Consider the following 25,229-nt stretch of genomic DNA (forward strand, 5'->3'; position numbering starts at 1 on the left):
ATGAACGAGGCAGTTCGAAATCCGGCTCAACCAATCATCGAGATCGAGAACCTCTCGATCTCCTTCTTCACCCGCAAGGGCGAGATCCCGGCTGTGATGGATTTTTCCTGCACGGTCATGCCCGGCGAGGCGATGGGCATCGTCGGCGAGTCCGGCTGCGGCAAGTCGACCGTTTCGCTCGGCATCATGCGCGACCTCTCCAATATCGGGAAGATCGTCGGCGGCAAGATCAAATTCCAGGGCAAGGACATGGGTGAGCTCTCCGAGGATGAGCTGCGCTCGATCCGCGGCAACAAGATCGCCATGATCTATCAGGAGCCGATGGCGAGCCTTAACCCGGCGATGAAGATCGGCCAGCAGCTGATGGAAGTGCCGCTGATCCACGACAAGGTGTCGAAGGAAGAGGCGTACAACCGCGCGCTGGAGATGGTGCGGGCGGTGAAGCTGCCCGACCCGGAGCGCATGATGCGCTCCTATCCGCACCAGCTTTCCGGCGGTCAGCAGCAGCGCATCGTCATCGCCATGGCGCTGCTGTCGAAACCGGCGCTGCTTCTGCTCGACGAGCCGACCACCGCGCTCGACGTCACCGTCGAGGCCGGCATTGTCGAACTGGTCAAGGGTCTGGGCGAGAAGTTCGGCACCTCGATGATCTTCGTGTCGCACAATCTCGGCCTCATCCTGGAGACCTGCGACAAGATCACGGTGATGTATTCCGGCGAGGCTGTCGAGACCGGCAAGATCGAGGACGTGTTCGACCGGATGCGCCACCCTTATACGCAAGGGCTGTTCCGCTCGATCCCGCTGCCGGGCGCGGACAAGAATTCACGGCCGCTGATCTCCATTCCTGGACAGTTGCCGCTGCCGCATGAGCGGCCGAAGGGCTGCAATTTCGGACCGCGCTGCCACCATTTCGTCGAGGGCGTCTGCAATGCGGCGGAAATCCCGATGATCCCGGTCGAGGGCCATGAGGGGCATTTCTCGCGCTGCGTGCGCTTCAACGAGATCGACTGGGAGGCGCTGCCGCCCGGCGCCAAGAAGGTCAACGAAAAGGTCGAGCCCGGCGCGCCGGTGCTGAAGATCCAGGATCTCAAGAAGTATTACAAGGTCGGCGGCAGCGAGGTGTTCGGCTCCAGCGAAGGCCGCGTCGTCAAGGCCAATGAGACGATCTCGTTCACCGCGCGCGAATCCGAGACGGTGGCGATCGTCGGCGAGTCCGGCTGCGGAAAGTCGACGCTGGCCAAGGTGCTGCTGGGCCTCGAGACTGCCAGCTCCGGCACGGTGACTTTAGCCAATAAGGAGATCCAATCTACGGGCATCGAGCGCCGCGGCGTCGATACGGTGTCGTCGATCCAGATGGTGTTCCAGAACCCGTTCGACACGCTGAACCCGAGCCACACGGTCGGCTCGCAGATCATCCGCACGCTGGAGAAGTTCAATGTCGGCAAGAATGTCGCCGAGCGGCGCCAGCGCATGCTGGAATTGCTCGACCTGGTGAAGCTGCCGCGCGCCTTCGAGACCCGCAAGCCGCGCCAGCTGTCGGGAGGCCAGAAGCAGCGCATCGGCGTCGCGCGCGCCTTTGCCGGCGATGCCAAGGTGGTGGTGGCCGACGAGCCGGTCTCGGCGCTCGACGTCTCGGTGCAGGCGGCGGTGACGGAGCTGTTGATGGACATCCAGCGCAAGAACAAGACGACGATGCTGTTCATCAGCCACGATCTGTCGGTGGTGCGCTACATCGCCGACCGCGTCGTCGTCATGTATCTCGGCTATATCGTCGAGCAGGGCACGACCGACCAGATATTCTCGCCGCCTTACCATCCCTATACCGAGGCGCTGCTGTCGGCGATCCCGATCGCCGACACCAGCGTGGTCAAGAAGCATGTCGTGCTCGAAGGCGACATTCCCTCGGCGATGAACCCGCCGACCGGCTGCCCGTTCCAGACGCGATGCGGCTACAAGAAGCTGGTGCCGGACAATCTGTGCGAGACCAAGGTGCCGCCGGTGAAGAATCTCGGCGGCGGCCATACGAGCCTGTGCTGGCTTTCGGACGACGTGCTGGCCAGGATGGAGCCGGTCATCAGGTTCGACAAGGAACATGCCGCGCGTGAAGGCGTGCCGGACGACGCGCCGCACGGCGAAGGGCCGGGCTTTGCGGGTGCGCCGCCGCAGCGTCCGGATGGCAAAAACGCCACTGCGGAGGCCGATGCGACCGAAGAGGTCTTGAAGGAGAACGATGCGGTGCTCAAAGCCCGTCGCCACGAAGTGCGCGATGAGGATTCGGAAACCGGTGTCTCAAGGCCGAAGGATACGACAAGGCGGCACTAACTCCAGAAGGGTATTAGTTTCCGCATTGCCGTAGCTGCGCCTGGTAGTCGCGCGCCATCTGGTCGGTGGCGCGCGCGTAGCTTTGAACGCCGGCGTCGCCGCGGTTGCCGCGGCCATAGGCGGTCCAGCCGAGATAGTAGGCGAGATAGAGATTGTAGGTGTCGTTGCGGGCGACACCGAAAGTGTCGGCGGTCTTGGAGTGGTACCAGCCGACGAAATCGATGGCGTCGGCAAAGCGCGTGCGGCGCGCCGCCCAGTTGCCGGTCTCGCTTTGATATTGCGACCATGTGCCGTCGAGCGCCTGCGAGTAGCCGGTGGCGCTGGAGACATGCGTCCACGGGATGAAGCCGAGCAGCTTGGTGCGCGGCGGGCGGGCATTGCTCTTGAAGCCGGATTCCTTGCGCACCGTCGCCATCAGCACGGGAACGGGAATGCCGTATTTCTGTTCGGTCCGCTCGGCGGCGGATTGCCAGTTGTCGAACCAGCCGTCATTCTGGTCGAAGACGGCGCAGACATTGTTGATGTGGCTGGGCGCCGTCGCGCAGGCCGAAAGCGCCAGCAGCACGGAAACAGCGACAATTTTACTAAAACTCGACTTACGCATTGGAAGACGAATAGGCCGAAATCATAAAAGGAGTGTTGCGCGCTTCCTTAACGCGGGCGTGGGAGGTGCGAAAAGCTGAGTATCGATATTACGACTGTTCGTGTCGCTATTATTTTCCTCGATTTTGAAAAATGCCGCCTTGGCTAAAATCACGCCGGCAAATGGCGAATTCCTGACAGCCCGCATGTGATGCCGGCGCTCTGATGCACGCATGAGCGAACCAAGACGCAAGCGCGGCGCCGAGCGCACCAGCAACCGGGGACCAGCCGCCATCCCGCAACTGCCGGCGCGGCGGGTGGAGAATCCCTATCCGCCCATGACGCTGCTATCGGCCGACCAGATCGAGGCCATCCACCAGGCATCGATGCACATCCTGGAGAATTTCGGCATCGAGGTGATGAGCGCACGCGCCCTGTCGCTGTTCGAGCGCGCCGGCGCCAAGGTAGACCACGGCTCGATGAATGTGCGCATCGATCGCGGCATGGTCGAGGAGGCGCTGAAGTGGACGTGCAGCAACTACACGCTTACTCCGCGCAATCCCGGTCGAGCCATCCATCTTGGCGGCAGCACCATCAATTTCACGCTCGTTGCCGGCCCGCCCAATGTGCACGACATGGAACGCGGCCGCCGCGCCGGCAACCTTGCGGATTATTCGGACCTCGTGCGGCTGGCGCAGCATTTCAACTGCATCCACATGCTGGGCAACCAGGTCTGCGCGCCGATCGAGCTGCCGGCGAACACAAGACACATGGACACCTATTTCGCCAATCTGACATTGACCGACAAATGCTTCCATGTCTCGGCGATCGGCCGGGGCAGGGCGCTGGACGGCATCGAGATGATGGCGATCGCGCGCGGGCTGACGCTCGAGCAGATGGGAGAGGATCCCGGCGTCACCACCATCATTTCGGTCAACTCGCCGCGCCGCTTCGACGAGATGATGGCCGAAGGCCTGATGACGATGGCCGAATACGGCCAGTCGGTGGCGGTGACGCCATTCACGCTGATGGGGGCGATGAGCCCGGTGACGCTGGCCGGCGCGCTGGCGCAGCAGAATGCCGAGGCGCTGTTCGGCATCGTGCTGACGCAGCTTGTGCGTCCGGGCGCGCCGGTGATGTATGGCGCCTTCACCTCCAATGTTGACATGAAGTCGGGCGCGCCGGCCTTCGGCACGCCGGAAAACACCAAGGCCAACATTGCTTCGGGACAGCTGGCGCGGCGCTACAAATTGCCGTACCGCACGACGCCGGGCTCGGCCTCCAACGCCGCCGACGCGCAGGGCGCGTATGAGACGATGATGGCGCTGTGGGGCACGGTGCTTGGCCACGGCAATCTCGTCTATCATGCCGCCGGCTGGCAGGAGGGCGGGCTGACGGCCTCGTTCGAAAAGCTCATCATTGATGTCGAGATGATCCAGCACATGATGGAATTCCTGCGGCCGATCGCGGTCGACGAGGCGGAGCTTGCGGTCGAGGCGCTGGGCGCGGTGCCGACCGGCGGCCATTTCTTCGGCGAGCCGCACACGCTGGAGCGCTACGCCACCGCCTTCTACCAGCCGATGCTCTCCAACTGGCAGAATTACGAGGCCTGGCAGGAGGCCGGGGGCCTCGACACGACGGCGCGCGCGACGCGGCTGTGGAAGAAGGCTCTGGAGGAATATGTCCAGCCGGCCATGGATCCCGCCGTGCGCGAGGCGCTCGAAGCCTATATGGCGCGCCGCAAGGAAGCGATCGGGCAGGGTGAGCCGTGAGGGAACAGCTTCCCGTCCTAACTCATTTCAATCTCTCAACTCACTGAACCAACGAGAAAAATCCATGAAGTCGCATGCAAAGGTCGTTGTCATCGGCGGCGGTGTCGTCGGATGCTCGGTGCTGTTCCATCTTGCCCGGCATGGCTGGACCGATGTCGTGCTTTTGGAGCGCGACGAGCTGACCTCGGGCTCGACCTGGCATGCGGCCGGCGGCATGCACACCATCAATGGCGACCCCAACGTCGCCAAGCTGCAGAAATACACGATCTCGCTTTACAAGGAGATCGAGGAACTGTCGGGGCAGGCCACCGGCGTGCATCTCACCGGCGGCGTGCTTCTGGCAGCGACCGAGGCGCGGCTCGACTGGCTGCGCGGCGTGGTTTCCAAGGGCCGCTATCTCGGCATCGATCTCGAAGTGATCTCGGCCAAGGAAGCGGCGGAATTGATGCCGCTCATCGATCCCAGCCAGTTTGTCGGCGCCGTGCGCAATAAGGAGGACGGTCACCTCGACCCGTCCGGCGTGACGCATGCCTATGCCAAGGCGGCGCGGAAACTGGGGGCCGAGGTCGAGCGCTTCACCAAGGTCGAGGACATCGTGCGCCGTCCCGACGGGCTCTGGCGGGTCATCACCAACAAGGGCGATATTATTGCCGAGCATGTCGTCAATGCCGGCGGGCTGTGGGCGCGCGAGGTCGGCCGCATGGTCGGGCTTGAGCTGCCGGTGCTGGCCATGGAGCACATGTACCTGATCACCGAGGACATGCCGGAGGTCGCCGACTGGAACAAGAAGACCGGCACCGAGATCATCCACGCGGTCGATTTCGACGGCGAGCTCTATCTGCGCCAGGAGCGCGGCGGCATGCTGATGGGCACTTACGAGAAGGCCAACAAGGTCTGGTCCGAATTTTCCACCCCCTGGAATTTCGGCCATGAACTGCTGGAGCCGGACATCGACCGCATCGCGCCGTCGCTCGAAGTCGGCTTCCGCCATTTTCCGGCCTTCCAGAAAACCGGCATCAAGCAGATCATCAACGGCCCCTTCACCTTCGCCCCCGACGGCAATCCGCTGGTCGGCCCGGTGCGCGGCCTGCCGGGCTTCTGGGTCGCCTGCGGCGTCATGGCAGGCTTCAGCCAGGGCGGCGGCGTGGGGCTCGCGCTCTCCAACTGGATGATCGAGGGCGACCCGGGCGCCGATATCTGGGCGATGGACGTGGCGCGCTATGGCGACTGGGCGACGATGGCCTACACCAACGCCAAGGTGCGCGAGAATTATTCGCGCCGTTTCTCGATCCGCTTCCCCAACGAGGAACTGCCGGCCGGGCGGCCGCTGAAGACGACGCCTCTCTATGACACGCTTGCCGCCAAAGGCGCGCAATGGGGCGTGTCATACGGCTTGGAGGTGCCGCTCTGGTATGCGCCGGATGGCGTCAAAGACGAGTTCTCATGGCGACGCTCGACCGACTTCGACCATGTCGCCGAGGAAGTCGCGTCGGTACGCAACGGCGTCGGCCTGTCGGAGATTTCGAACTTCGCCAAATACAAGGTGACAGGCGAGGGCGCGGCCGCCTGGCTCGACCGGATACTTGCCTGCAAGCTGCCCAAGCGCGGCCGTATGACCCTGGCGCCGATGCTGAAGGAGGACGGCAAGCTGATCGGCGATTTCACTTTAGCCAACATCGACGACGCAGAGTGGTTCATCGCCGGCTCAGGTATCGCCGAGCAATATCATATGCGCTGGTTCGAGGCGCATCTGCCCAAGGAGGGCTCGGTGCGGATCGAGGCGCTGGGGCAGAAGCTCGCGGGTCTCGCAATCGCCGGGCCGAAGGCGAGGGCGGTGCTCGCCAAGGTCACTCGCGCCGACGTTTCCAGCGCGGCATTTCCCTTCATGGCAGTGGCCAGGATGGATATCGGCATGGCGCCGTGCCTCGTCGGCCGCGTCAGCTATACCGGCGACCTCGGCTATGAGATCTGGGTGGCGCCGGAATACCAGCGCGCCGCCTACCAGGCGCTGCTGGCTGCGGGCGAGGAATTTTCGATCGGCCTGTTCGGCTCGCGCGCGCTCAATGCGCTGAGGCTCGAGAAGAACTATGGCTCATGGGCCCGCGAGTACCGGCCGATCTATGGGCCGGTCGAGGCCGGGCTCGATCGCTTCGTCGCCTATGGCAAGGACGCCGATTTCATCGGCAAGCAAGCGGCGCTCGCCGAGCGCAAGCAAGGCGGCAAGCTCAGGCTACGCGCCTTCGTCGTCGAGGCCGCCGATGCCGATGTGATCGGCGACGAGGCGATCTGGCATGACGGCGTCGTGCGCGGCTGGGTCACCTCCGGCGGCTTCGCGCACAATTCCAAGACATCGGTCGCCATGGGCTATGTGCCGAAGGAGATCGCCGACAGACCGGACGGTTTCGAGATCGAGATCCTGGGCAAGCGTCATGCGGCGCGCATCCAGGCGGCGCCGCTCTTCGATGCCAATTTCGAGCGGATGCGCGGCTAGAGCAATTCCAGAAAATGTGCGAAGCGGTTTTCCGTCCGGAATTACGTCAAAACAAAAAGCCTCCAGGCGCGCACCCTTCGATGCTTCAGGCGCTGCGACGGTTGTCCAGCGCGAAGGCGCCGGACCCGGCGAAGATCAGGTAGAGGAAGATGAAGCAGAAGGAGATCGCCGAGTCGCCGCCGTTGTTGACGGGGAAGAAGTCTCGCGGAAAGTGCGCCATGAAATAGGCGATGGCCATTTCGCCGGCCAGAAGGAAGGCGACCGGACGGGTGAAGAGGCCGAGCGCCAACAGGATGCCGCCGGCGAATTCGAGGATACCGGCAGCCGTCGTCAGCCCGGTGAGGACGTGTGGCTCGGCGCTGACCGGGAAGTTGAACAGCTTCTGCGAGCCATGTTCGATGAACTGCAAGGCGGTTATGATGCGCAACACGCCCAGCGCTTGCGGACGGTACTGGGCGAGGCTTTCGAAAAGCTTCATCTACAACTCCATTTACCCCTCGCCCGGCCTAAATTATCGTCCGGCAGTGGACCACTCACTTCCCGTGGCTCGCCTTCAACAATCGGTGAGTGGAAATGGTTTCATTTCCGATATTTGCTCTCGTAATGGTTGCATATTTATCCTCAAGGTTGTATTGATGGGTGGAGATATCAAACCGTACAGGTCCGCTTTGCCATGAAAAAAGTCGTCATCATCAGCCTGTTCGCAGTTCTTGCAGGCACCAGCTTCGCCGCAGCCGCAGACGCCGGTTGTGACGCCTTCAAATGGCCGGTTGCGCGCGAGCAGGCCCTGTTTGCGGCAGCGCAAGCCGCCCAGTCCGGCGCTACCCTCAGGGTCGGGCAAGCGGTGGATTTCTCGCTCGCGGCGGTTGACACGGTGAGCTTTGAGGTGCCGCCGGACCGTGCACCGAAAGCCGGCACCTTCGGCGCGACGGCAAATGTGACCGTGCCGCCTGAAGGCGAGCTGCAGTTCAGCCTGTCCGATGAGGCCTGGATCGATGTCGTGCAGGACGGCAAGACCGTGAAATCGGCGGCTTTCAGCGGCGTCAAGAACTGCCCGGGGATTCGCAAGAGCGTGCGCTTCAAGCTACAGGGCGGAGCGGCCATCGTCCAGCTCAGCGGCGCGAAAAAGGCCGATCTGAAGCTGGCGGTGCTGACGCCGGAGTGATCCGGCGCCAGTATGTCAGTAGGCACTGCTACCGTGTCGGCGCCAGCAACGCGAAATGCGCGCCTTGCGGATCCTGGCACTGGATGATCCACTGCCCGCTTGGCACGTCCATCGGACCCATGATGACCTTGCCGCCATTGTCGGTGACGCGTTTGGCAGCGGCGTCGATGGCGTCGACGTTGAAATAGAACTGCCAGACGGGAACCGGGATCTGCGGCGGCTTGTTCATGATGCCGCCGCCGGATTCGGGGCCAGCGCCAAAAGTTTTATAGGTACCCATCTCGCCCATATCGAACTCGCCGGCGCTCTCCCAGCCGAACTGGCTGGAATAGAAATCGAAAGCGGCTTTCCAGTCCGAGGTGTAGAGCTCATGCCAGCCGACATGGCCGGGCGTGGTCGCCGGCACCGGCGGCTGCTCCGGCTGGTTGGGCTGCAGGAACATGAAGGAAGCCCCTTGCGGGTCGGCGACGACGGCGAAGCGGCCGACGCCCGGAATGTCGTCCGGCGCGCGATGGACAGCACCGCCGGCGTCCTTGAGCGCTTGCGTCGAGGCGTCGACGTCCTTGGTGTAGATGTAGCCGACCCAGGCTGGCGGCATGCCCATCTTGGCGGGTTCTTCCGGCATCGTCATCAGCCCGCCGACGCCGCGCACGCTGGAATTCACCACGATGTAGCGGGGCATGCCGGGCGCCTTGTCGAAGGGCTCGGCTTTCCAGCCGACAACGGCGGTGTAGAAAGCCTCGGCGGCGTCGAGGTCGGTGGTCATCAACTCGTACCAGAAGAAAGGTTGCGGGGATTTCGGCATGGTCGGTCTCCTCACGGTTCGGGCAGCGATCGTTTTTCGATCCATCCTAAGGTATGTTGATATTCAGGTGATGCCGGCCTGCAAATGGCGGTTTCCTGCGCTTCCGGTGCTCACGTACTTAAGTACGCTCCGCTCCGGCCTTCGCCGGCCGAAGCCCTCGCAAGCGTCTCCGCTCTATGAAGGCTTCGGCCGGCGTAGGCCGGTTCTCGAAAACCGCCGTTTTCGGCGCGGCCTGACCTGAATCTCAACACACCTTAGGACGATCCTGGCGACAGGAATCCGACATCTGGGCCAGAATTCGAAGACGGCAAGCGCCTTAAAAGCGCGTCGCGCTGAAGCGGATTCAGGTGGCGCGCTTTTAAGTCTTTGTTTTGATGCATGTCCTTGTCCCGGAACCGCTGCACAATTCTCGGTGACATGCATTGGGCCCACGATCTTGCGTGTCCGGCGCTTTTCGACTTTGCTGCCTTCAAAGAGGGGTTCGCTTTTTCCATGCGCCAGATGTCGCTCACGCCCGAGCTTGTCGCTCTTTGCCATCGCACGAGGTCGACCCCGGTCCCAGCGGGGACTGGACCCAGCTAAGCGATGATGATTTCCGCGTGCTCGCCACGCGCCTGTCCGGCGAAGCCGACGACGGTCCGTTGTGGGTGTTCGCCTATGGCTCGCTGATCTGGAAACCGGCCTTCGAGTCCGTCGAGCAACGGCGCGCGGCCGCGCATGGCTGGCACCGCTCGTTCTGCCTCGACATAAAGCGCTGGCGCGGCAGCCGCGAGCAGCCTGGATTGATGATGGCGCTGGAACGGGGCGGGCGCTGCGACGGCGTCATCTATCGTTTGCCGGATGGCGAGAAACCAACCCAGATCGAGAGATTGCTGTGGCGTGAAATCGACGACCATGAGTCCGTCAGCTCGGTCCGGTGGGTTCCGGTGCGCACGGCGCAAGGCCGGTTGCGGGCACTCGGTTTTTGGGTCGGTGTGACTGGTAAGGGCACTTCGCTCGGGCAGCCGCTGGAAAGCGTGGCAAAGATACTGGCTCGCGCGTGCGGCCATGTCGGCTCCGGTGCCGAATATCTCTACAACACCGTCAGCCACCTCGAGACATTCGGCATCCATGACCGCAATCTGTGGCGGCTGCAGGAGCTTGTGGCGGACGAAATCCGGTTACTCCACGGCCACAGGATCGCTGGCGGTGAGCCGCCGGTCATGGAAATCGCCACTATAATATGAGTGCATTTATCATGTTTTTATACAGCCATTACAGTGGCTTGGCCGAAAATTGACCAATTGATAAAAAAATAAAACGTGCTAGCCTTCCCCAAAACGACAACAAGGGGAACTGGAATGGCAACTGGTCATTTCATCGAAGGCATTGCCGGCGGCCGGCTGTCTTCGGAGCAATATGCCGACAATTTTTCTGACCTGCATCCGCCGCTTGACCACCACGAGGCGCTGGTCGAATCCGATCGCTGCTATTTCTGCTACGACGCGCCGTGCATGAACGCGTGCCCGACATCGATCGACATCCCGCTGTTCATCCGGCAGATCGCGACGGGTAATCCCCTGGGTTCGGCCAAGACGATCTTCGACCAGAATATCCTCGGCGGCATGTGCGCCCGCGTTTGCCCGACCGAGACGCTGTGCGAAGAGGCCTGCGTGCGCGAGGTGGCCGAGGGCAAGCCGGTGCAGATCGGCCGGCTGCAGCGCTACGCCACCGATGTCGCGATGGGCGAGGGCAAGCAGTTCTACAAGCGCGCGGAGCCGACCGGAAAGAGCATTGCCGTGGTCGGTGCCGGCCCGGCAGGGCTGGCCGCGGCGCATCGGCTTGCCCGCCACGGCCATGACGTGACCATCCTCGAGGCGCGGCCGAAGGCCGGAGGCCTCAACGAATATGGCATCGCCGCCTATAAGAGCGTCGACGATTTCGCCCAGGCCGAGGTCGACTATGTGACCGCGATCGGCGGCATCGACATTCAAAACGGCAAGGCGCTCGGCCGCGACTTCCAACTTGCCGACCTGATCCGCAACTATGATGCGGTGTTCCTCGGTCTCGGCCTTGGCGGCGTCAATGCGCTGCGCGCCGACGGCGAGAATGCAGATGGCGTCGCCAACGCCGTGGAATTCATTTCGGAACTGCGCCAGGCAAGCGACCTCTCCAGCCTGCCGGTCGGCCGGCGCGTCGTCGTCATCGGCGGCGGCATGACGGCGATCGACGCCGCGGTACAATCGAAGTTGCTCGGCGCGGAAGAGGTGACGATCTGCTACCGCCGCGGCCAGGAGCACATGAACGCGTCGGAGTTCGAGCAGGACCTGGCCGCTGCCAACGGCGTCACCATCCGCCATTGGCTGCAGCCCAAGCGCGTCATTGCCGAGAACGGCAAGGTGTCGGCCATCGAGCTCGAATACACCGCCATGAGCGGAGACAGGCTTATCGGCACCGGCGAAACGCTGCGGCTCAACGCCGACCAGGTCTTCAAGGCGATCGGCCAGAGCTTCGTGCCGGCGCATCTCAACGGCAGCGCGGAACAGATCGAGCTCGAAGGCGGCCGCATCAAGGTCGATGCCGAAGGCCGCACCTCGCTCTCAAAAGTCTGGGCAGGCGGCGACTGCATCTTCGGCGGCGATGATTTGACTGTCTCGGCGGTGGCGCAAGGACGCGACGCGGCCGAGAGCATCCACCGGGCACTGACCTCTAACGGGAGGGCATGAGCATGGCAGACATCCGCAACACCTTCATCGGGATCAAGTCGCCCAATCCGTTCTGGCTGGCCTCGGCGCCGCCCACCGACAAGGCCTATAATGTCGAGCGCGCCTTCAAGGCCGGCTGGGGCGGCGTGGTGTGGAAGACGCTGGGCGAGGAAGGTCCGCCGGTCGTCAACGTCAACGGTCCGCGCTATGGCGCGATCTGGGGCGCCGACCGCCGCCTGCTTGGTCTCAACAATATCGAGCTGATCACCGACCGCGACCTGCAGACCAATCTGCGCGAGATGAAGCAGGTGAAGATGAACTGGCCGGATCGGGCGCTGATCGCCTCGATCATGGTGCCTTGCGTGGAGGAGAGCTGGAAGGCGATCCTGCCGCTGGTCGAGGAGACCGGCGCCGACGGCATCGAGCTCAATTTCGGCTGCCCGCACGGCATGAGCGAGCGCGGCATGGGCTCGGCGGTCGGCCAGGTGCCGGAATATATCGAGATGGTGGTGCGCTGGTGCAAGCAGTATACGCGCATGCCGGTCATCACCAAGCTCACGCCCAACATTACCGACATCCGCAAGCCGGCGCGCGCGGCGTATGCCGGCGGCACCGACGCGGTGTCGCTGATCAACACGATCAACTCGATCACCGGCGTCGATCTCGACAGTTTCGCGCCGCAGCCGACCATCGACGGCAAGGGCTCGCACGGCGGCTATTGCGGCCCGGCGGTGAAGCCGATCGCCATGAATATGGTCGCCGAGATCGCGCGCGATCCGGAAACGCGCGACCTGCCGATCTCCGGCATCGGCGGCATCACCACTTGGCGCGACGCCGCCGAATTCATGGCGCTCGGCGCCGGCAATGTGCAGGTCTGCACGGCGGCGATGACCTACGGCTTCAAGATCGTGCAGGAGATGATCGCCGGGCTGGAGAACTGGATGGACGAGAAGGGCCACGCCTCGCTCTCCGACATCATCGGCCGCGCGACGCCCAATGTCACCGACTGGCAGTATCTCAACCTCAACTATGTCGCCAAGGCGCATATCGACCAGGACGCCTGTATCAAATGCGGCCGCTGCCACATTGCCTGCGAGGACACCTCGCACCAGGCGATCACCAGCATGGTCGATGGTGTGAGGCATTTCGAGGTGATCGAGGCTGAATGCGTCGGCTGCAATCTCTGCGTCAATGTCTGCCCGGTGGAGGGCTGCATCACCATGCAGCCACTGGCCGCCGGCGTGCTCGACCAGCGCACCGGTTTGCCGGTGTCGCCGGTCTACGCCAATTGGACCACGCACCCCAACAATCCGATGGCCAAGGTCGCTGCGGAGTAGGGTTGGTTCCTCGCCCCACGTAGTGGGCTACGCTTATGCACAGATCTTCTGTGACTGGCGCGACTGATCAGGCCGAGGCTTGATTGCGACGTGGTTCCCCCAATCCGTCGCTGCTTCGCAGCGCCACCTTTCCCCCTCCGGAGGGAAAGGAAGGGAGCGTGCTGGACGAGCGTTGACGGCAAAAAGCTTGGCGCTTTCCTCTACCCCGTCGATCGGGGGAGAGGTGGCTCGGCGAAGCCGAGACGGAGTGGGGGTCGACCAGCGCTACATAAGACAATGCATGCGCCAAGCTGCCATGCACGCTATCGCCAAAGGCCAGCCGCCTGGAAATGTGCGCATGCCGTAGCCCACAAGGGGGAGATTGGCAGCTTCACTTCCCCACTTTCGAAATCACCCTTTTCTCCACCTCCGGCTCCAGCGATTCCGCGAAGGGCGTCGCCATATGGTGCTGGTCGCGGAAGGCGAGCTTGCCGTCGATGAAGACGTGGCAGGTGGTGGCATTGCAAAAGCGATCGGTGAGGTCGACATAGGAAGCGTTGGGGATGCTGGTCACGATCTCGCGTTCTACCCTGGCCATCTTGTCGTTGGCGGCATATGCCCGCGTCTGGTCGCAGCGCGAGGGCGTTTCGTTCCGCCAAAGCGCCCGCGCCACGCAGGTGTCGACATTTGCGTTGTTGAACGGCACGTCGCGGATGAAGGCGACCTTAAGGCCGGCCTGGCTCAGGCTGGTGAGCGTGGAGCGCAGGCCGGTCCGCCAATCGGCATCCTGGCTGTCCGTGTCGCCTCCGCCGCCCGCCATCTTGCGTCCGCTGGTCAACGCCAGCTCCGAGATGACCACCAGCGCCGGCCTTGCGCCGATGATTTCCTTGATCGCCTGCTCGCGCCAGCGGTCGCATTCCGAGTAGGCGCGCTTGAGCTCGGACGACCAGACGCTGATGCGCGAGGCGCGGCAGGAATTCTTCAGCCAGGTCACCACCCGGTAACCGTTTTTTCGGCCCGCCTCGATCAGCGGCGTCGACCAGTGGTCGGCGTGGGAATCGCCGAACAGGGCGATGGTGCGCCTGCCGTCGCCGAACACACAAGGGGTCGGCGTCACCGTCTCATAGTCCTGCACGCAGCCCGCCCTGGCGCGGGCCGTGGAAGGTTCCGCGGCACTCGCCGCGATAATGCGCTGCTCCGGATCGAGGTCGTGCACGGCGAGCCTCGCATTGCCGTAGGCGGCTGCGACGCCGGTGCCGGTCAGGAGGAGGGCCGGCACCAGCGCCCGCGCCGCATTGGCCATCAGCCAGCCGCTGCGACGGATCGGGTTCTCGATAAGGTGGTAGCTGAGGATGGACAGCGCGAACGTCAGCGCAAGGCAGTAGAGCCGCTCGGCGGGTGTCAGCTCCGGCGCCAGCATGCCGGCATAGACGATGACCGGCCAATGCCAGAGATAGAGCGAATAGGAGAGCCTGCCGATCCATTGCAAAGGCGGCAGCGCCAGGGCGGCGTTCACGCAGTTCAGTTCGGAATTGCGCAAACGAGGAGTGCCGTCCCTGGCGCCGGCCGCTCCCGCCTTGAGCAGAAGGACCGTACCGACCACAGGCAGAAGCGCCAGAAAGCCGGGGAAGGGAGCGTCCTCGCTGAAGGTGAGATAAGCGACCCCGATCATCGCCAGTCCGGTCAGGCTCAACGCCCGCCCCAGCCGCGGGCGCTCCTGCAATAGCCGCGCCGGCACCATCGATGCGAGACCGCCGGCGGCAAATTCCCATGCGCGCAGCGGCGAAAAGTAGAAGGCCCAAGACTGCGATACGCTCGTCAGCCAGGCGCAGAGAAAAAAGGAAGCCAGGCCGACAGCGGCGATCGCGACCATGATGGCGCGCTTGCCGGGCTTCATCCAGGCGGCCAGCATCAGCAGCGCCGGCCAGGCCAGATAGAATTGCTCCTCGACCGACAGCGACCAGTAGTGGATAAATGGATTGCTCGCGGCGTCATTGGCGAAATAGTCGAATGACCAGCGGATCAGCCACAGATTGATCATATAAGCCGAGGCGAACATCGCGCCCTTGGAATAGAGCGCCTGCTCCTCCGGCGACAGGATGATCGCGCCCGCGGCAAGCGTTGCGGCGATGACGAAAAGCGCCGCCGGCAGCAGCCGCCGCGCGCGCCGGGCATAAAAACGCAACAGGTCAAGCCGGCCGGTGTCGGATATCTCGGCGACGAGATGGCGGGTGATCAGATAGCCCGAGATGACGAAGAAGATGTCGACGCCGGTAAAGCCGCCGGGCAGCGCGGTCAGGCCGAAATGGAAGGCGACCACGCCCGCCACGGCCAGCGCCCGTAACCCTTCTATGTCGGGTCGGAAATCCTGCGCCAATGCTGACACGAACACGAACCTCGCAACGTTCGTTCGTATCCCGCCTTGGGGAAGACTTGCGCCTGCGGGCTCATATCGCAATGCAACAAATCTAACGCAGTGCAACATAAGGGGAGGATGAGGGGCGGATGGCTGGCGCCGCGCCGGCCAATGTCATCCCTTGCTGGCCGGCAGTGTTGCTGGAACAGGGACGTGATTTTGCGTGTCCTCGACTTCCCAATATCGTTGGTATGGAGCGGCGCACCGATAGATTTATGAATCTCTTCGGCGACCTGTGTCGACGAGCGCGGCCCACTCACGGACGAGGAACGCCAACCGCCGACATCGCGGCATTGGCGGGACAGTTCCCCTCTGCCGGACAGCCGATCGCCAGCTATGTTGAAATCATCACCTCGGCCTCGATCTCGACCGGGAAATTCAGGGGCAGGGCGGCGACGCCTATTGCCGTGCGGGCGTGTCGGCCGATTTCCGCGCCGAAGACCTCGAGGATGAGTTCAGAAAAGCCGTTCATCACCGCCGGCGTTTCGGTGAAGCGCAACGCCGAATTGACCATGCCGTGCACGCGGCACCACCCGGTGATCCGGTCGAGACTGCCGAGTTCGCGTTTCAGGCTGCCGAGCATCGACAGCCCGACCTTGCGGGCCGAGCCCCGCGCCTCCTCCAGCGACACGCTCTCTCCGACGGCGCCGAACGGCGCGGCGAGCGAGCCGTCCGGCTCTTGCGGTCCGTGGCCAGAGATATAGGCGCGGTCGCCGCGTACATTCACCCAGGGAAAGGGCAGCACGATGCCTGGCGACAATTTCAGCGGCGGTGGCAGCACGATGCCGAGCGCGGCAAGCTTTTCGTCGGCACCCGGCATGGCGCGGCCTCCGTTCTCGCACAGCGCCATTACGGCGCCGCGCGAGAGCTTTTCGGTTCGCTGGCCGTTCGTCAAGAATGGCTTGGATCTGAGGAAGAATAATCCGGGTGACTGCCGGAAGCTCTTGCCCGCGCGGATCGTGGCCTTGCGATCCGCGCGGGAAGGCGCCGCCCCCGCCGGCGGCGCCAAGCCCAAGCCCTCAGGCTAGCCGGGTGGCTGTTGGTTTGGCCCTCCGGCCGCCGCTCTTGTCCCGCCGATCCCGGATGTGGAATGGTTACCTTTTGTCTTAGGCGGCTGCGGGCCAAAACCGCCGAGCGCGATTTCCGGAATTGCTCTAGAAGTGAAGGTCCAGCGGCTGCGGATAGGCTTGGCCCGGATCGGCGTTCTTCGACGTCAGGCCCGCCGAGGGCACTATGCCGCCGGTGGCCGTCTCATCGAGCAGCGGCCGACTTTTCTCGTGGCCGTTCTTTGCCTCGGTCAGCGGTTTTTTCGTTTTGGCCTCGGCGGCTTGCGACAGCGCAAGCGCCACGACGAGCGCGGATAGAACGAGTTTCATGAGTTCCCCTGTATTATCCCGAATGTATTCATCCCGAAGCGAACCCTAGCGCCGGTCGCCAGGTCGCAAAGATGGTGCGCGTGGAACGCTGTGGAATTCTTTGGATTTCCTGTGATATTAGGAAATGGAAATAGGCATAGCCGGCAATGGAGATGTTTGCCGGCGTGCTGAATGAAATCGTGCGCAATTCGTCTATCCCCGCCAAACGCCGAAATGCTCTGGCGGCGAAAGGCGTCGAGGGGCTCGTGGCATGGCGCAGCACGTCGCGCAAAAATTAAGGCTGACTTCGGCCTTGCTGGGTACGGTGACCCGCAAGGATCTCGCGGCGGCGTTCCGCGCCGTCAATCCCAGAACGGCATTCGATCTCGGCCGCGCCGACAAGTGGCTGCAGGGTCGGGCTCATCCGCGCGAGCTCAGCGTCTACGAGGACTGGGCAAAGCTGCTGCAGCTGGAGCAGCCCGGCGTGTGGATCGCTGAAAGCGATCTGCCGAGCTTCACCGCCGCCGTGTGCGCCCGTCACGGTATGGACCGGGGCGCGCTCGAACGGCTCGCCGCGCAGCAGTTCGAGGCAGCCTCCGCGCATGACGACCGCGCCCAGAGCATTGCGCTGATCGGAAGCTATGCCTGCTATTCGCGCGCCTGGTCGCCCTACTATCGCGGTCAGCTTATCAAGGGCAGCCTGTCGATCGAAGCGGGACCGGGCGTGCACGGCCTCACCGCCTATTACCGCGAGGCCTTGCCGACCGGCCAGCTCGTTCTGGGCGGCCCCGTGACGCCCGCGAAGCGCGGCCTGTACGTCCATGTCAGGGAGGTCGGCGGCGACGCCCAGTTCTTCTTCAGCCTGTTCCCCCAGTCACAGCCGGGCAGCGTGCTCGGCGGCTATATGTGCGGTACAGCCATCATCGGCCCGGAGGCGCAGCCCTCGTTCACCAGGATCCTTATGGTGCGCCTGCGCGATCCGGTGCCCGGCGCCCCCGCATGGGGAGGATATCTGCTTCCGAAAGGGTCGATCGCAGCCGACCTGGCGGCGCTCGGCACAGCCATCGAGAATCCGGAGGCTGTCGACCGGCTGGTCGGCCGGTTTCTCGGAGCCGACGGCGAAGGCGACGTCGGCCAGATCCCGCCGGCCGAGTTCCGCGCTATTCTCGACGTGTTCGACCGCCATTGGCTGCGGCACGCCGGCTAACCCGGGACATCGTTCTTTGACGAGAACCCGTTCGCGCCGCATGCTGCGGGCGTAAAACCTGGGCAAAGAGTTACCCTGAAGAAGGCTTACGATAAGCCGGTGCTGTCGAAGCGTGAGAGGTTGTCGAGCGTCATGGCGATCCAGGGCTCGGGCCCGATCTGACGCTTCGCCTCCTAACTGGCTGACGCGCCGATCGGCTCGCCGGCCAAATTTCTTCCGCTCTCCTCGCCTGACTCTCGTCGCTTGACGCGGAGGACGCGGAGCATAGTTGCTGTCCTGATCTCATTTTTGATCGGTCGAGACAGCCGATGAAGAAGCCATATTGCAAACCGACGCTGGCCAGACGTGACAGGCTTTCGGCGGCGACTGCAGCCTTGCCGTCCTCCGGCTTCACGTTCTGAGGTTTTTCAGAACGCACAAGCAGGTTCGATTTGTTTAAGCGAGCTGTTCTTAAGCTGGAAACGTTGCCCGGCCAGGAGCGGGCGGTACACTTCGAAGGTGCCCGCCCGTCCGGCGCCGCCGCCAAGCTGCTGAAACCCCGTCCGTCCCCAACAGCAACGGTCATGGCGTGACCAGTGGTTGCGCATTGCCATTCGGGCGGTGTCCTGTCAACGCTGCCGGCGACCGGCTCGAGCGCGCCTTTTTGGCCGCCTTTTGGTGCCCGAAGCATGCCTTGCAGCCATGCTGGGGCCTCTCTGAAATGGCGGAATTCCGGGCTTTCCGATGGCTCGACACGCCGCGCCACATATATACGCTCATCCGCTTGAATAAGCTGATTTTTCGCCGGCTGGCTTGCCCCTTCGACCCCGACTTTTTTTGGGCGCAATTCGGCAGCGCAGCATCGGCGCCCAGCGACGACGGGTTTCCCTTGAAAGCGGCATCCGGCGCCTTTGTGAGCCGTTTCATGATCCGCTCATGAAAGACGTGATAGAATGTCGCCAGCGAATGGGGGAAGTTGCGATGACCAATCGGTTGTTCGAGGTTCTTGCCAGACGGCGGTCATGGCTGGATCGGGTCCCATTGGGGCTGCTTGTCTTCCTGGCGACCTTGGTTGCAGCGCTGATGGGCGGCGCCGGCGCCTGAGCGCCACGGAGCAAAAGCGGTCGCGCTATTTCCTTCGTCCGATCGCCTTGAATTCGAAGATCGCGGGCCTGAGCCTCACTGGCCGCGGCCGCGGCCGCTCGGTGAGGTCGACCACACGCACCCATCTGTCGGCGCCGGCGCGCAAGGTGACTTTCTGGCCAAGCGCCTTCTCAGCCGCCTCGAAAGGTGTCTTGGCTTCTGTCGAATGGACAGCGACGACGGCTTCGCCGTGTATCTCCTCGACGCGATAGGTTTTCATGCCCGTATCCAGGTCGCCCGCCGTTTCGCTTCTCGCGCAGCATCTTTGTATTAGAAATCGCGCATACGGCGCAAGGTCGTGCTGGGCGAGCCGGCTGAGGTTCAGCGCTCTACGGCGGAGGATGTCCCGTAGCCGCGCAGGCCGGCAGGAAACCCGTTGACCCGGGCAATTGTCGCGCAATGCGACAGCGAGTTGCGCCGGCTTTTCAGGGTTTCTCGTCCCGGCGAAGTGGAGGAGAGGGAAGGCGACACACCTCTTTCACCAGCCCGCGCAGCCAGCGATGCGCCGGATCGGCCTCGAGCCTCGGATGCCACAAGAGCGAGATGGTCAGCGCGGCGAGCTTTACCGGCAGCGTAAAGGTCAACAGCCCGTCGCGCAGGGTGCCGGTATAGCGCTCCGGCACGGTGGCGATGAGGTCGGAGCCGCGCGCCAATGCCAGCGCCTCGGCAAAGCCGCCGACCACGGTCGCAATCTTCCGCGTCAGCCCGGCGAGTTCCAAGGCGTCGTCCACCGGGCCGCGGTCGAGGCCGCGGCGAGAGATCAGTATGTGCCGGCCGGCGGCGAAGCGGGCGGCGGTAATACGGCCTTCGCTTAACGGATGGCCGGCGCGCACGACGCCCACGAAGCGGTCGCGGAACAGCGCCTGCGCGCGCACCTCCGGGCCGGTCGAACCGCCGACCACACCGGTCTCGAGATCGACCGCGCCCTCGCGCATCGGGCCGCTGTCCTTGTCAGGCTTGGGCACAAAGCGCAATTGCACGTCCGGCGCTTCCTCAGCCGCACGGGCCAGCAGCGCCGAGCCGAAATTCTCAACGAAACCATCGCTGTTGCGGAGCGTGAAGCTGCGGTCAAGCCGCGCAAGGTCGAGCCGCTCGGCGGGGCGCAGCACCGCTTCCGCCTCCTTCACCAGCCGCCCGACCTCAGCGCCGAGCTCAACGGCGCGCGGCGTCGGCACCAGGCCGCGCCCGGCGCGCACCAGAAGCGGATCGCCGGTCGCCGTGCGCAGCCTCGCCAGCGCCCGGCTCATCGCCGAAGGGCTGAGTTTCAGGCGCCGCGCGGCTCGGGCGACGCTGCCTTCGGCAAGCAGCACATCCAGCGTGGCGAGTAGGTTGAGATCGGGTCGCGACATGGCGCGACCATAGCATGGAAACGTCAACGCGATATGGCGTCGGATGCACTGTTCAAGTGCAAATGCTGCGCGTTCCGCCATGTCACGCCCACGCTTATTTTCCCGGCAAGTTCAACCAACGGAGAAGAAATCATGGCCGACATTGCTGAAACCCGCGCCGCGCCCCTGCGCCATTCGGCGGCGGGCGCGTTGGCGAGCCTGTCGCTTGCCATGCTCGTCTCCTCGCTCGGCACGAGCATCGCCAATGTCGCGCTGCCGACGCTGAGCGTGGCCTTCGCCGCGTCTTTTGCGGCGGTGCAATGGGTGGTGCTCGCCTATCTGCTCGCCATCACGATGCTCATCGTCAGCGTCGGGCGCTTCGGCGATCTGATCGGCCGCCGGCGGCTGCTCATCGCCGGCCTCGCGCTGTTCAGCGCCGCCTCGTTTGCCGCAGCATTCGCGCCGTCGCTGGCGCTGCTGATCGCCGCGCGCGCCGCGCAAGGCCTGGGCGCTGCCGTGATGATGGCGCTGACGATCGCTTTCATCGGCGAGACGGTGCCGAAAGAGCGCACCGGCAGCGCCATGGGCCTGCTCGGCACCATGTCGGCGATCGGCACGGCGCTCGGACCTTCGCTCGGCGGCGTGCTGATCGCTACGCTCGGCTGGCGCTCGATCTTCCTGGTCAATGCCGGGCTCGGCGCCGCCGCTCTGCTTGCCGCCTGGCGCTTCCTGCCAGCGGGCGAAGCAACAGCGATACGAGCCTTTCATGGAGAGGCGAGGGGCCACTTCGATGCGCTTGGCACGCTGCTGCTCGCCGCCACGCTTGCCGCTTACGCGTTGTCCATGACCATGGGGCACGGCCATTTCGGCGGCCTGAACGTGGCGCTGCTCGGCGGGGCAATTGTTGGCGCGGGGTTGTTCGTTGTCGTCGAGGCCAGGGTGGCGTCGCCGCTGGTCAAGCTCGCGCTGTTGCGCGACCCCGTGCTGGCGTCGAGCTTCGCCATGAACGCGCTGGTCTCGACGGTGATGATGGCCACGCTGGTCGTCGGTCCATTCTTCCTGTCGCGCGCGCTGGGTCTCGGCGACGCGACAACGGGCGCTGTTTTGTCGATCGGCCCGGTCGTCTCGGCACTGTGCGGCGTCATTGCCGGGCGCGTCGTCGACCGCCTCGGCGCGGCGGCGATGGTCGTTGCCGGCCTGATCCTGATGGTCGCCGGCTGCGTCGCGCTCGCCGCGTTGCCAGGCCTCTTCGGCGTTGCCGGCTATGCGGCGGCGATCATCCTGCTCACGCCCGGCTACCAGCTCTTCCAAGCGGCCAACAACACCGCCGTCATGGCCGATGTCGACAGGAGCGAGCGCGGCGTGGTGTCGGGCATGCTGAACCTCTCGCGCAATCTCGGGCTCGTCACCGGCACGGCGGTGATGGGCGCCCTGTTCGCCTTCGCCGTGGGGACAGGGAATGTCGCGGCGGCGGCGCCGGCGGCCGTCGCGCACGGCATGGAGTTCACCTTCGTCATCGCAGCGGGACTGGTGCTGGTCGCAACGGTGATTGCCGTAGCTGGTGGTTGGCGGAGAGGGCGCAGCGCGTAGTCTCGCACTAACGGAGATCAGCCGCTTCCGCGATCACGCAATTTCGACTCGATGTGGGAACTCTATTCTCGCCAGCCGGCGATGCCCATTCCGCCTTTGGCCGGTGCCTCAGCTACCCCACCGAACCCTGCCACTGCGGCGCCGGCCCATCTCTCGATCGCGCGCCGCAAGCGGATGGCATATGTCCGTCTTCCCCGGAACCAAAGCGGCAGGCAGCGGTTTACCCCGGCGAAGGGATGCTGCAGGAATTAGGATTAAAGCAATGAAAACAGTGCTTCTTGCTGCCCTGGCGCTCTGCGTCGCCGCACCCGCCGTCGCTTCGGCGGCCGAGGCCGATGTCGTCATAAGGACACATCACAGGCATCATTATCACCATCGGCCGGCAGTCGTTATCAATGACGAGGGCCACCGTCTGCACCATCGCCATCACGGCACCGTCGCCTTCTATGACAATGGCGAGCGTGGCTGGCGATATCGCCATCACCGTCGTCAGGACGTGGTCGTCACGAGTTCGATCCACCGGCATCATCATCGTCCGGTGGTCGTCGAGGGTAGCTCCGACTATTGAGATACCATCTGTCGCAAAAATCCGGTCCTGCACATGCGCCGTGGCGCTCGAGCCGGACCGGATTTTTATGCCTTGGAGGCACTGTAATCCCTCTACCTACGCCGCGCTTTTAAGTACGACGGCCTGAACCAGGGCTGCCGTCGGGTTGAGGCTGTCCACCGCCCGGTCGGCATGAGGATGGTGGCGCCGCGCTCCCTGGTCGTCTCGCGCGCCCTGATGGTCTCGTAGACGGTATTCATGGCGCGCAACCGCAGCGCCGCCGACGCGTTTGGCGCAGGGTGCCCTTCGACGCCCATTGGACTTCGCCACGACACAACCCATATTTGAACCCATGGAGCTTTGAGCGTGACCTTCGCGCGGGTGGCCCTTCTCACCGCTGCCCTGGTGGCAGCGGCTACCGTTTCTTCCGTCTCCTCGACCGGGAGCGGGAAGGTCGCACTGAGCGTTGCTATTGACGGCGCTATAGGGCCGGCGAGCACCAGGCAGCTCGAGGAGGCTCTCGACACTGCTGCTGAACGCAACGCCGAAGTGCTCATCCTTCAGCTCGACACGCCGGGCGGCCTGGTCACCTCGACGCGCGAGATGATCGCCGACATCCTGGCCTCGCCTGTGCCCGTTATCGGCTATGTCGCGCCGGCCGGCGGCCATGCGGCGAGCGCCGGCACCTACATCCTTTACGCCACCCATGTCGCGGCGATGGCGCCGGGCACCAATCTGGGCGCGGCGACGCCGGTCGAGATAGGCGGGCTGCCGTCGCTTCCAGGCGGCGACAAGGACAAGAACCAGAAGGGCGTCACCGACCGGCCGGCCGGCGACGAGATGATGGCCAAGGTGACCAATGACGCGGTCGCGCTCATCCGCTCGCTCGCCGAGATGCGCGGCCGCAACGGCGACTGGGGCGAGAAGGCGGTGCGCGAGGCAGCAAGCTTGTCGGCCAACGCCGCCCTGCAGGAGCATGTCATCGACTTCGTCGCCCGCGACACTACCGAGTTGCTGCAGCTTGCCGATGGACGCACCGTCGATGTTGCCGGCGCCAAGAAGGTGCTGGCGACGAAAGGGCTGCCGGTCGAGACGCTGGAGCCTGGCTGGTTCATACGGCTGCTCTCCGTCATCACCGATCCGAACACCGCCGTCATCCTGATGCTGGTCGGCGTCTATGGCCTCGTCTTCGAGTTCACCAGCCCGGGCGCCGTGGCGCCTGGCGTCATTGGCACCATCTGTCTGGTGCTCGGGCTCTATGCGCTCAACCTCTTGCCGATCAACTATACCGGCCTGGCGCTGATGCTGCTCGGCATCGCCTTCCTGATCATCGAGGCCTTCAACCCCACCGTGGTGCTGGGGCTGGGCGGCATCGCCGCTTTCCTCCTCGGCTCGGCCATGCTGCTCAGGGTCGAAGGGCCGGGCTTTGCCATGTCATGGGCGGTCATCGGCCCCGCCGCCGTGCTGACGCTCGGGCTGGCGCTGCTCACCGGAACCTATGTCTGGGCGGCGCGCAGGAACCCGCCGCGCGTCGGCGGCGAGGCGATGCGCGGCCTGCCCGTCGAGATCGTCGACTGGCAGGGCGGCGAGGGCCATGTGCTGGCTTTGGGCGAGCGTTGGCGGGCGAGGGCCGACGAACCCGTCGCACCCGGCGACAGCGTTGAGGTGACCGACGTCAGCGACCTGGTGCTGACCGTGCGGCGTCGCGATGCGAGCAACAACAACGGAGTAAAATGATGGTCGGTTACGTGGCCTATCTCATCGTTGCGCTGCTGGTGATCATCTTCCTGTCGGCGGCCATCCGCATCCTGAGGGAATATGAACGAGGCGTGGTCTTCACGCTCGGCCGCTTCACCAGGGTCAAGGGCCCCGGCCTCATCATCCTCATCCCTTTCGTCCAGCAGATGGTGCGGGTCGACCTGCGCGTCGTGGTGCAGGACGTGCCGCCGCAGGATGTCATCTCGCGCGACAATGTCTCGGTCAAGGTCAACGCCGTGCTCTATTTCCGCATCGTCGACGCCGAGCGGGCAATCATCCAGGTCGAGGATTTCATGGCCGCCACCAACCAGCTGGCGCAGACCACGCTGCGCTCGGTGCTCGGCAAGCACGAGCTCGACGAGATGCTGGCCGAACGCGACAAACTCAACAGCGACATCCAGGAGATCCTCGACCAGCGCACCGATGCCTGGGGCATCAAGGTCTCCAATGTCGAGATCAAGCATGTCGACCTGAATGAAAGCATGATCCGCGCCATCGCCAAGCAGGCCGAGGCCGAGCGGCTGCGCCGCGCCAAGGTGATCAACGCCGACGGCGAGCAGCAGGCGGCGGCGAAGCTGGTCGAGGCCGGCCGCATGCTTGCGGCCGAGCCGCAAGCCATGCAGTTGCGCTACTTCGAGGCCCTGCACGACATCGCCGGCGAGCGCTCGTCCACGGTGGTATTCCCGCTGCCTGTGGAACTGCTCGGGCAGTTCGTGAAGGGGCAGAGCAAGTGAGGCATTGACGCTGCCGTCTCTTCCCTCGGCGGCAA

Annotated in this window: 21 protein-coding genes and 1 pseudogene; 13 read left to right on the forward strand and 9 right to left on the reverse strand. The window is 64.2% G+C overall.

All coding sequences use genetic code 11. The features are described 5' to 3' along the window. Nucleotides 1-2,322, forward strand: coding sequence for an ABC transporter ATP-binding protein (locus LB565_RS12430; protein ID WP_224584303.1), 2,322 nt, complete (start codon nucleotides 1-3; stop codon nucleotides 2,320-2,322). A gap of 13 nt (nucleotides 2,323-2,335) precedes the next feature. Here the strand turns inward: LB565_RS12430 and LB565_RS12435 are convergent, their stop codons facing one another. Beyond that, on the reverse strand, nucleotides 2,336-2,926 hold the full coding sequence (locus LB565_RS12435) for a transglycosylase SLT domain-containing protein (protein WP_224584305.1): 591 nt from the start codon (nucleotides 2,924-2,926) through the stop codon (nucleotides 2,336-2,338). A gap of 211 nt (nucleotides 2,927-3,137) precedes the next feature. Between LB565_RS12435 and LB565_RS12440 the strand changes: the two genes are divergently transcribed. Continuing rightward, nucleotides 3,138-4,676 (forward strand): trimethylamine methyltransferase family protein, encoded by a 1,539-nt coding sequence (locus LB565_RS12440; RefSeq protein WP_224584306.1) that lies wholly within the window; start codon nucleotides 3,138-3,140, stop codon nucleotides 4,674-4,676. A 64-nt stretch (nucleotides 4,677-4,740) separates the two neighbouring features. Continuing rightward, nucleotides 4,741-7,167: an FAD-dependent oxidoreductase gene (locus LB565_RS12445; RefSeq protein WP_224584308.1), complete on the forward strand. Its 2,427-nt coding sequence runs from the start codon at nucleotides 4,741-4,743 to the stop codon at nucleotides 7,165-7,167. An 85-nt stretch (nucleotides 7,168-7,252) separates the two neighbouring features. Here the strand turns inward: LB565_RS12445 and LB565_RS12450 are convergent, their stop codons facing one another. Further along, on the reverse strand, nucleotides 7,253-7,645 hold the full coding sequence (locus tag LB565_RS12450; protein WP_224584311.1) for a DoxX family protein: 393 nt from the start codon (nucleotides 7,643-7,645) through the stop codon (nucleotides 7,253-7,255). Nucleotides 7,646-7,840: 195 nt separating this feature from the next. Between LB565_RS12450 and LB565_RS12455 the strand changes: the two genes are divergently transcribed. Continuing rightward, nucleotides 7,841-8,332: a hypothetical protein gene (locus LB565_RS12455; RefSeq protein WP_224584549.1), complete on the forward strand. Its 492-nt coding sequence runs from the start codon at nucleotides 7,841-7,843 to the stop codon at nucleotides 8,330-8,332. A 28-nt stretch (nucleotides 8,333-8,360) separates the two neighbouring features. On the opposite strand, the gene LB565_RS12460 is transcribed toward LB565_RS12455, so the two are convergent. Continuing rightward, the gene (locus tag LB565_RS12460; protein WP_224584313.1) at nucleotides 8,361-9,137 is read right to left on the reverse strand and encodes a VOC family protein; all 777 of its coding nucleotides are present in this window, start codon (nucleotides 9,135-9,137) and stop codon (nucleotides 8,361-8,363) included. 492 nt (nucleotides 9,138-9,629) lie between these two features. Between LB565_RS12460 and LB565_RS12465 the strand changes: the two are divergent. From LB565_RS12465 to preA, 3 genes and pseudogenes are all read left to right on the forward strand, one after another. Beyond that, nucleotides 9,630-10,363, forward strand: a pseudogene (locus tag LB565_RS12465) (gamma-glutamylcyclotransferase). A 114-nt stretch (nucleotides 10,364-10,477) separates the two neighbouring features. Next, on the forward strand, nucleotides 10,478-11,842 hold the full coding sequence (locus LB565_RS12470; RefSeq protein WP_224584315.1) for an NAD(P)-dependent oxidoreductase: 1,365 nt from the start codon (nucleotides 10,478-10,480) through the stop codon (nucleotides 11,840-11,842). Between the two features lie 2 nt (nucleotides 11,843-11,844). After that, on the forward strand, nucleotides 11,845-13,158 hold the full coding sequence (gene preA, locus LB565_RS12475; protein WP_224584316.1) for an NAD-dependent dihydropyrimidine dehydrogenase subunit PreA: 1,314 nt from the start codon (nucleotides 11,845-11,847) through the stop codon (nucleotides 13,156-13,158). Nucleotides 13,159-13,528: 370 nt separating this feature from the next. On the opposite strand, the gene LB565_RS12480 is transcribed toward preA, so the two are convergent. From LB565_RS12480 to LB565_RS12490, 3 genes are all read right to left on the reverse strand, one after another. Next, nucleotides 13,529-15,514, reverse strand: a complete 1,986-nt coding sequence (locus LB565_RS12480; RefSeq protein ID WP_224584550.1) for an acyltransferase family protein — start codon at nucleotides 15,512-15,514, stop codon at nucleotides 13,529-13,531. A 373-nt stretch (nucleotides 15,515-15,887) separates the two neighbouring features. Further along, nucleotides 15,888-16,373, reverse strand: coding sequence for a RidA family protein (locus tag LB565_RS12485; protein WP_224584318.1), 486 nt, complete (start codon nucleotides 16,371-16,373; stop codon nucleotides 15,888-15,890). A gap of 334 nt (nucleotides 16,374-16,707) precedes the next feature. Beyond that, nucleotides 16,708-16,929: a hypothetical protein gene (locus LB565_RS12490; protein ID WP_224584334.1), complete on the reverse strand. Its 222-nt coding sequence runs from the start codon at nucleotides 16,927-16,929 to the stop codon at nucleotides 16,708-16,710. A gap of 250 nt (nucleotides 16,930-17,179) precedes the next feature. On the opposite strand from LB565_RS12490, the gene LB565_RS12495 reads away from it, so the two are divergent. After that, nucleotides 17,180-18,115, forward strand: coding sequence for a hypothetical protein (locus tag LB565_RS12495; protein WP_224584336.1), 936 nt, complete (start codon nucleotides 17,180-17,182; stop codon nucleotides 18,113-18,115). A 561-nt stretch (nucleotides 18,116-18,676) separates the two neighbouring features. Here LB565_RS12495 and LB565_RS12500 read toward each other — a convergent pair. Next, entirely contained in the window at nucleotides 18,677-19,021 is a 345-nt protein-coding gene (locus tag LB565_RS12500; protein ID WP_224584337.1) for a hypothetical protein, read from the reverse strand. 54 nt (nucleotides 19,022-19,075) lie between these two features. Between LB565_RS12500 and LB565_RS29845 the strand changes: the two genes are divergently transcribed. After that, a complete protein-coding gene (locus LB565_RS29845; protein ID WP_263488463.1) occupies nucleotides 19,076-19,198 on the forward strand; it encodes a hypothetical protein in 123 nt (40 codons plus the stop codon). A gap of 25 nt (nucleotides 19,199-19,223) precedes the next feature. Here LB565_RS29845 and LB565_RS12505 read toward each other — a convergent pair whose 3' ends face one another. Beyond that, entirely contained in the window at nucleotides 19,224-19,457 is a 234-nt protein-coding gene (locus LB565_RS12505) for a hypothetical protein (protein WP_224584339.1), read from the reverse strand. Between the two features lie 205 nt (nucleotides 19,458-19,662). After that, nucleotides 19,663-20,586, reverse strand: a complete 924-nt coding sequence (locus LB565_RS12510; RefSeq protein WP_224584341.1) for a LysR family transcriptional regulator — start codon at nucleotides 20,584-20,586, stop codon at nucleotides 19,663-19,665. A gap of 132 nt (nucleotides 20,587-20,718) precedes the next feature. Between LB565_RS12510 and LB565_RS12515 the strand changes: the two genes are divergently transcribed. The 4 genes from LB565_RS12515 to LB565_RS12530 all read left to right on the forward strand — a co-directional run bounded on the left by LB565_RS12515 (nucleotide 20,719) and on the right by LB565_RS12530 (nucleotide 25,194). Continuing rightward, entirely contained in the window at nucleotides 20,719-22,155 is a 1,437-nt protein-coding gene (locus tag LB565_RS12515; RefSeq protein ID WP_224584343.1) for an MFS transporter, read from the forward strand. Nucleotides 22,156-22,417: 262 nt separating this feature from the next. Then, nucleotides 22,418-22,723 carry a hypothetical protein gene (locus tag LB565_RS12520; RefSeq protein WP_224584345.1) on the forward strand — a complete coding sequence of 102 codons (306 nt, stop codon included), beginning with the start codon at nucleotides 22,418-22,420 and terminating at the stop codon, nucleotides 22,721-22,723. A gap of 345 nt (nucleotides 22,724-23,068) precedes the next feature. Further along, complete coding sequence (locus LB565_RS12525) at nucleotides 23,069-24,439, forward strand: NfeD family protein (protein ID WP_224584347.1); 1,371 nt, start codon at nucleotides 23,069-23,071, stop codon at nucleotides 24,437-24,439. Beyond that, entirely contained in the window at nucleotides 24,436-25,194 is a 759-nt protein-coding gene (locus LB565_RS12530; RefSeq protein WP_224584350.1) for a slipin family protein, read from the forward strand. Before LB565_RS12525 ends, LB565_RS12530 begins: the two co-directional genes overlap by 4 nt. The last annotated feature ends 35 nt before the right edge of the window (nucleotides 25,195-25,229 follow it).

It is taken from the genome of Mesorhizobium sp. CA14, from assembly GCF_020165195.1.
Lineage (GTDB): Bacteria > Pseudomonadota > Alphaproteobacteria > Rhizobiales > Rhizobiaceae > Mesorhizobium.

What these genes read in the sequence shown, in the direction of transcription:
- LB565_RS12430 (WP_224584303.1), top strand. Translation starts at nt 1, where the DNA reads ATGAACGAGGCAGTTCGAAATCCGGCTCAACCAATCATCGAGATCGAG.
- LB565_RS12435 (WP_224584305.1), bottom strand. Translation starts at nt 2,926, where the DNA reads ATGCGTAAGTCGAGTTTTAGTAAAATTGTCGCTGTTTCCGTGCTGCTG.
- LB565_RS12440 (WP_224584306.1), top strand. Translation starts at nt 3,138, where the DNA reads ATGAGCGAACCAAGACGCAAGCGCGGCGCCGAGCGCACCAGCAACCGG.
- LB565_RS12445 (WP_224584308.1), top strand. Translation starts at nt 4,741, where the DNA reads ATGAAGTCGCATGCAAAGGTCGTTGTCATCGGCGGCGGTGTCGTCGGA.
- LB565_RS12450 (WP_224584311.1), bottom strand. Translation starts at nt 7,645, where the DNA reads ATGAAGCTTTTCGAAAGCCTCGCCCAGTACCGTCCGCAAGCGCTGGGC.
- LB565_RS12455 (WP_224584549.1), top strand. Translation starts at nt 7,841, where the DNA reads ATGAAAAAAGTCGTCATCATCAGCCTGTTCGCAGTTCTTGCAGGCACC.
- LB565_RS12460 (WP_224584313.1), bottom strand. Translation starts at nt 9,137, where the DNA reads ATGCCGAAATCCCCGCAACCTTTCTTCTGGTACGAGTTGATGACCACC.
- LB565_RS12470 (WP_224584315.1), top strand. Translation starts at nt 10,478, where the DNA reads ATGGCAACTGGTCATTTCATCGAAGGCATTGCCGGCGGCCGGCTGTCT.
- preA (WP_224584316.1), top strand. Translation starts at nt 11,845, where the DNA reads ATGGCAGACATCCGCAACACCTTCATCGGGATCAAGTCGCCCAATCCG.
- LB565_RS12485 (WP_224584318.1), bottom strand. Translation starts at nt 16,373, where the DNA reads ATGCCGGGTGCCGACGAAAAGCTTGCCGCGCTCGGCATCGTGCTGCCA.
- LB565_RS12490 (WP_224584334.1), bottom strand. Translation starts at nt 16,929, where the DNA reads ATGAAACTCGTTCTATCCGCGCTCGTCGTGGCGCTTGCGCTGTCGCAA.
- LB565_RS12495 (WP_224584336.1), top strand. Translation starts at nt 17,180, where the DNA reads ATGGCGCAGCACGTCGCGCAAAAATTAAGGCTGACTTCGGCCTTGCTG.
- LB565_RS12500 (WP_224584337.1), bottom strand. Translation starts at nt 19,021, where the DNA reads ATGAAACGGCTCACAAAGGCGCCGGATGCCGCTTTCAAGGGAAACCCG.
- LB565_RS29845 (WP_263488463.1), top strand. Translation starts at nt 19,076, where the DNA reads ATGACCAATCGGTTGTTCGAGGTTCTTGCCAGACGGCGGTCATGGCTG.
- LB565_RS12505 (WP_224584339.1), bottom strand. Translation starts at nt 19,457, where the DNA reads ATGAAAACCTATCGCGTCGAGGAGATACACGGCGAAGCCGTCGTCGCT.
- LB565_RS12510 (WP_224584341.1), bottom strand. Translation starts at nt 20,586, where the DNA reads ATGTCGCGACCCGATCTCAACCTACTCGCCACGCTGGATGTGCTGCTT.
- LB565_RS12515 (WP_224584343.1), top strand. Translation starts at nt 20,719, where the DNA reads ATGGCCGACATTGCTGAAACCCGCGCCGCGCCCCTGCGCCATTCGGCG.
- LB565_RS12520 (WP_224584345.1), top strand. Translation starts at nt 22,418, where the DNA reads ATGAAAACAGTGCTTCTTGCTGCCCTGGCGCTCTGCGTCGCCGCACCC.
- LB565_RS12530 (WP_224584350.1), top strand. Translation starts at nt 24,436, where the DNA reads ATGATGGTCGGTTACGTGGCCTATCTCATCGTTGCGCTGCTGGTGATC.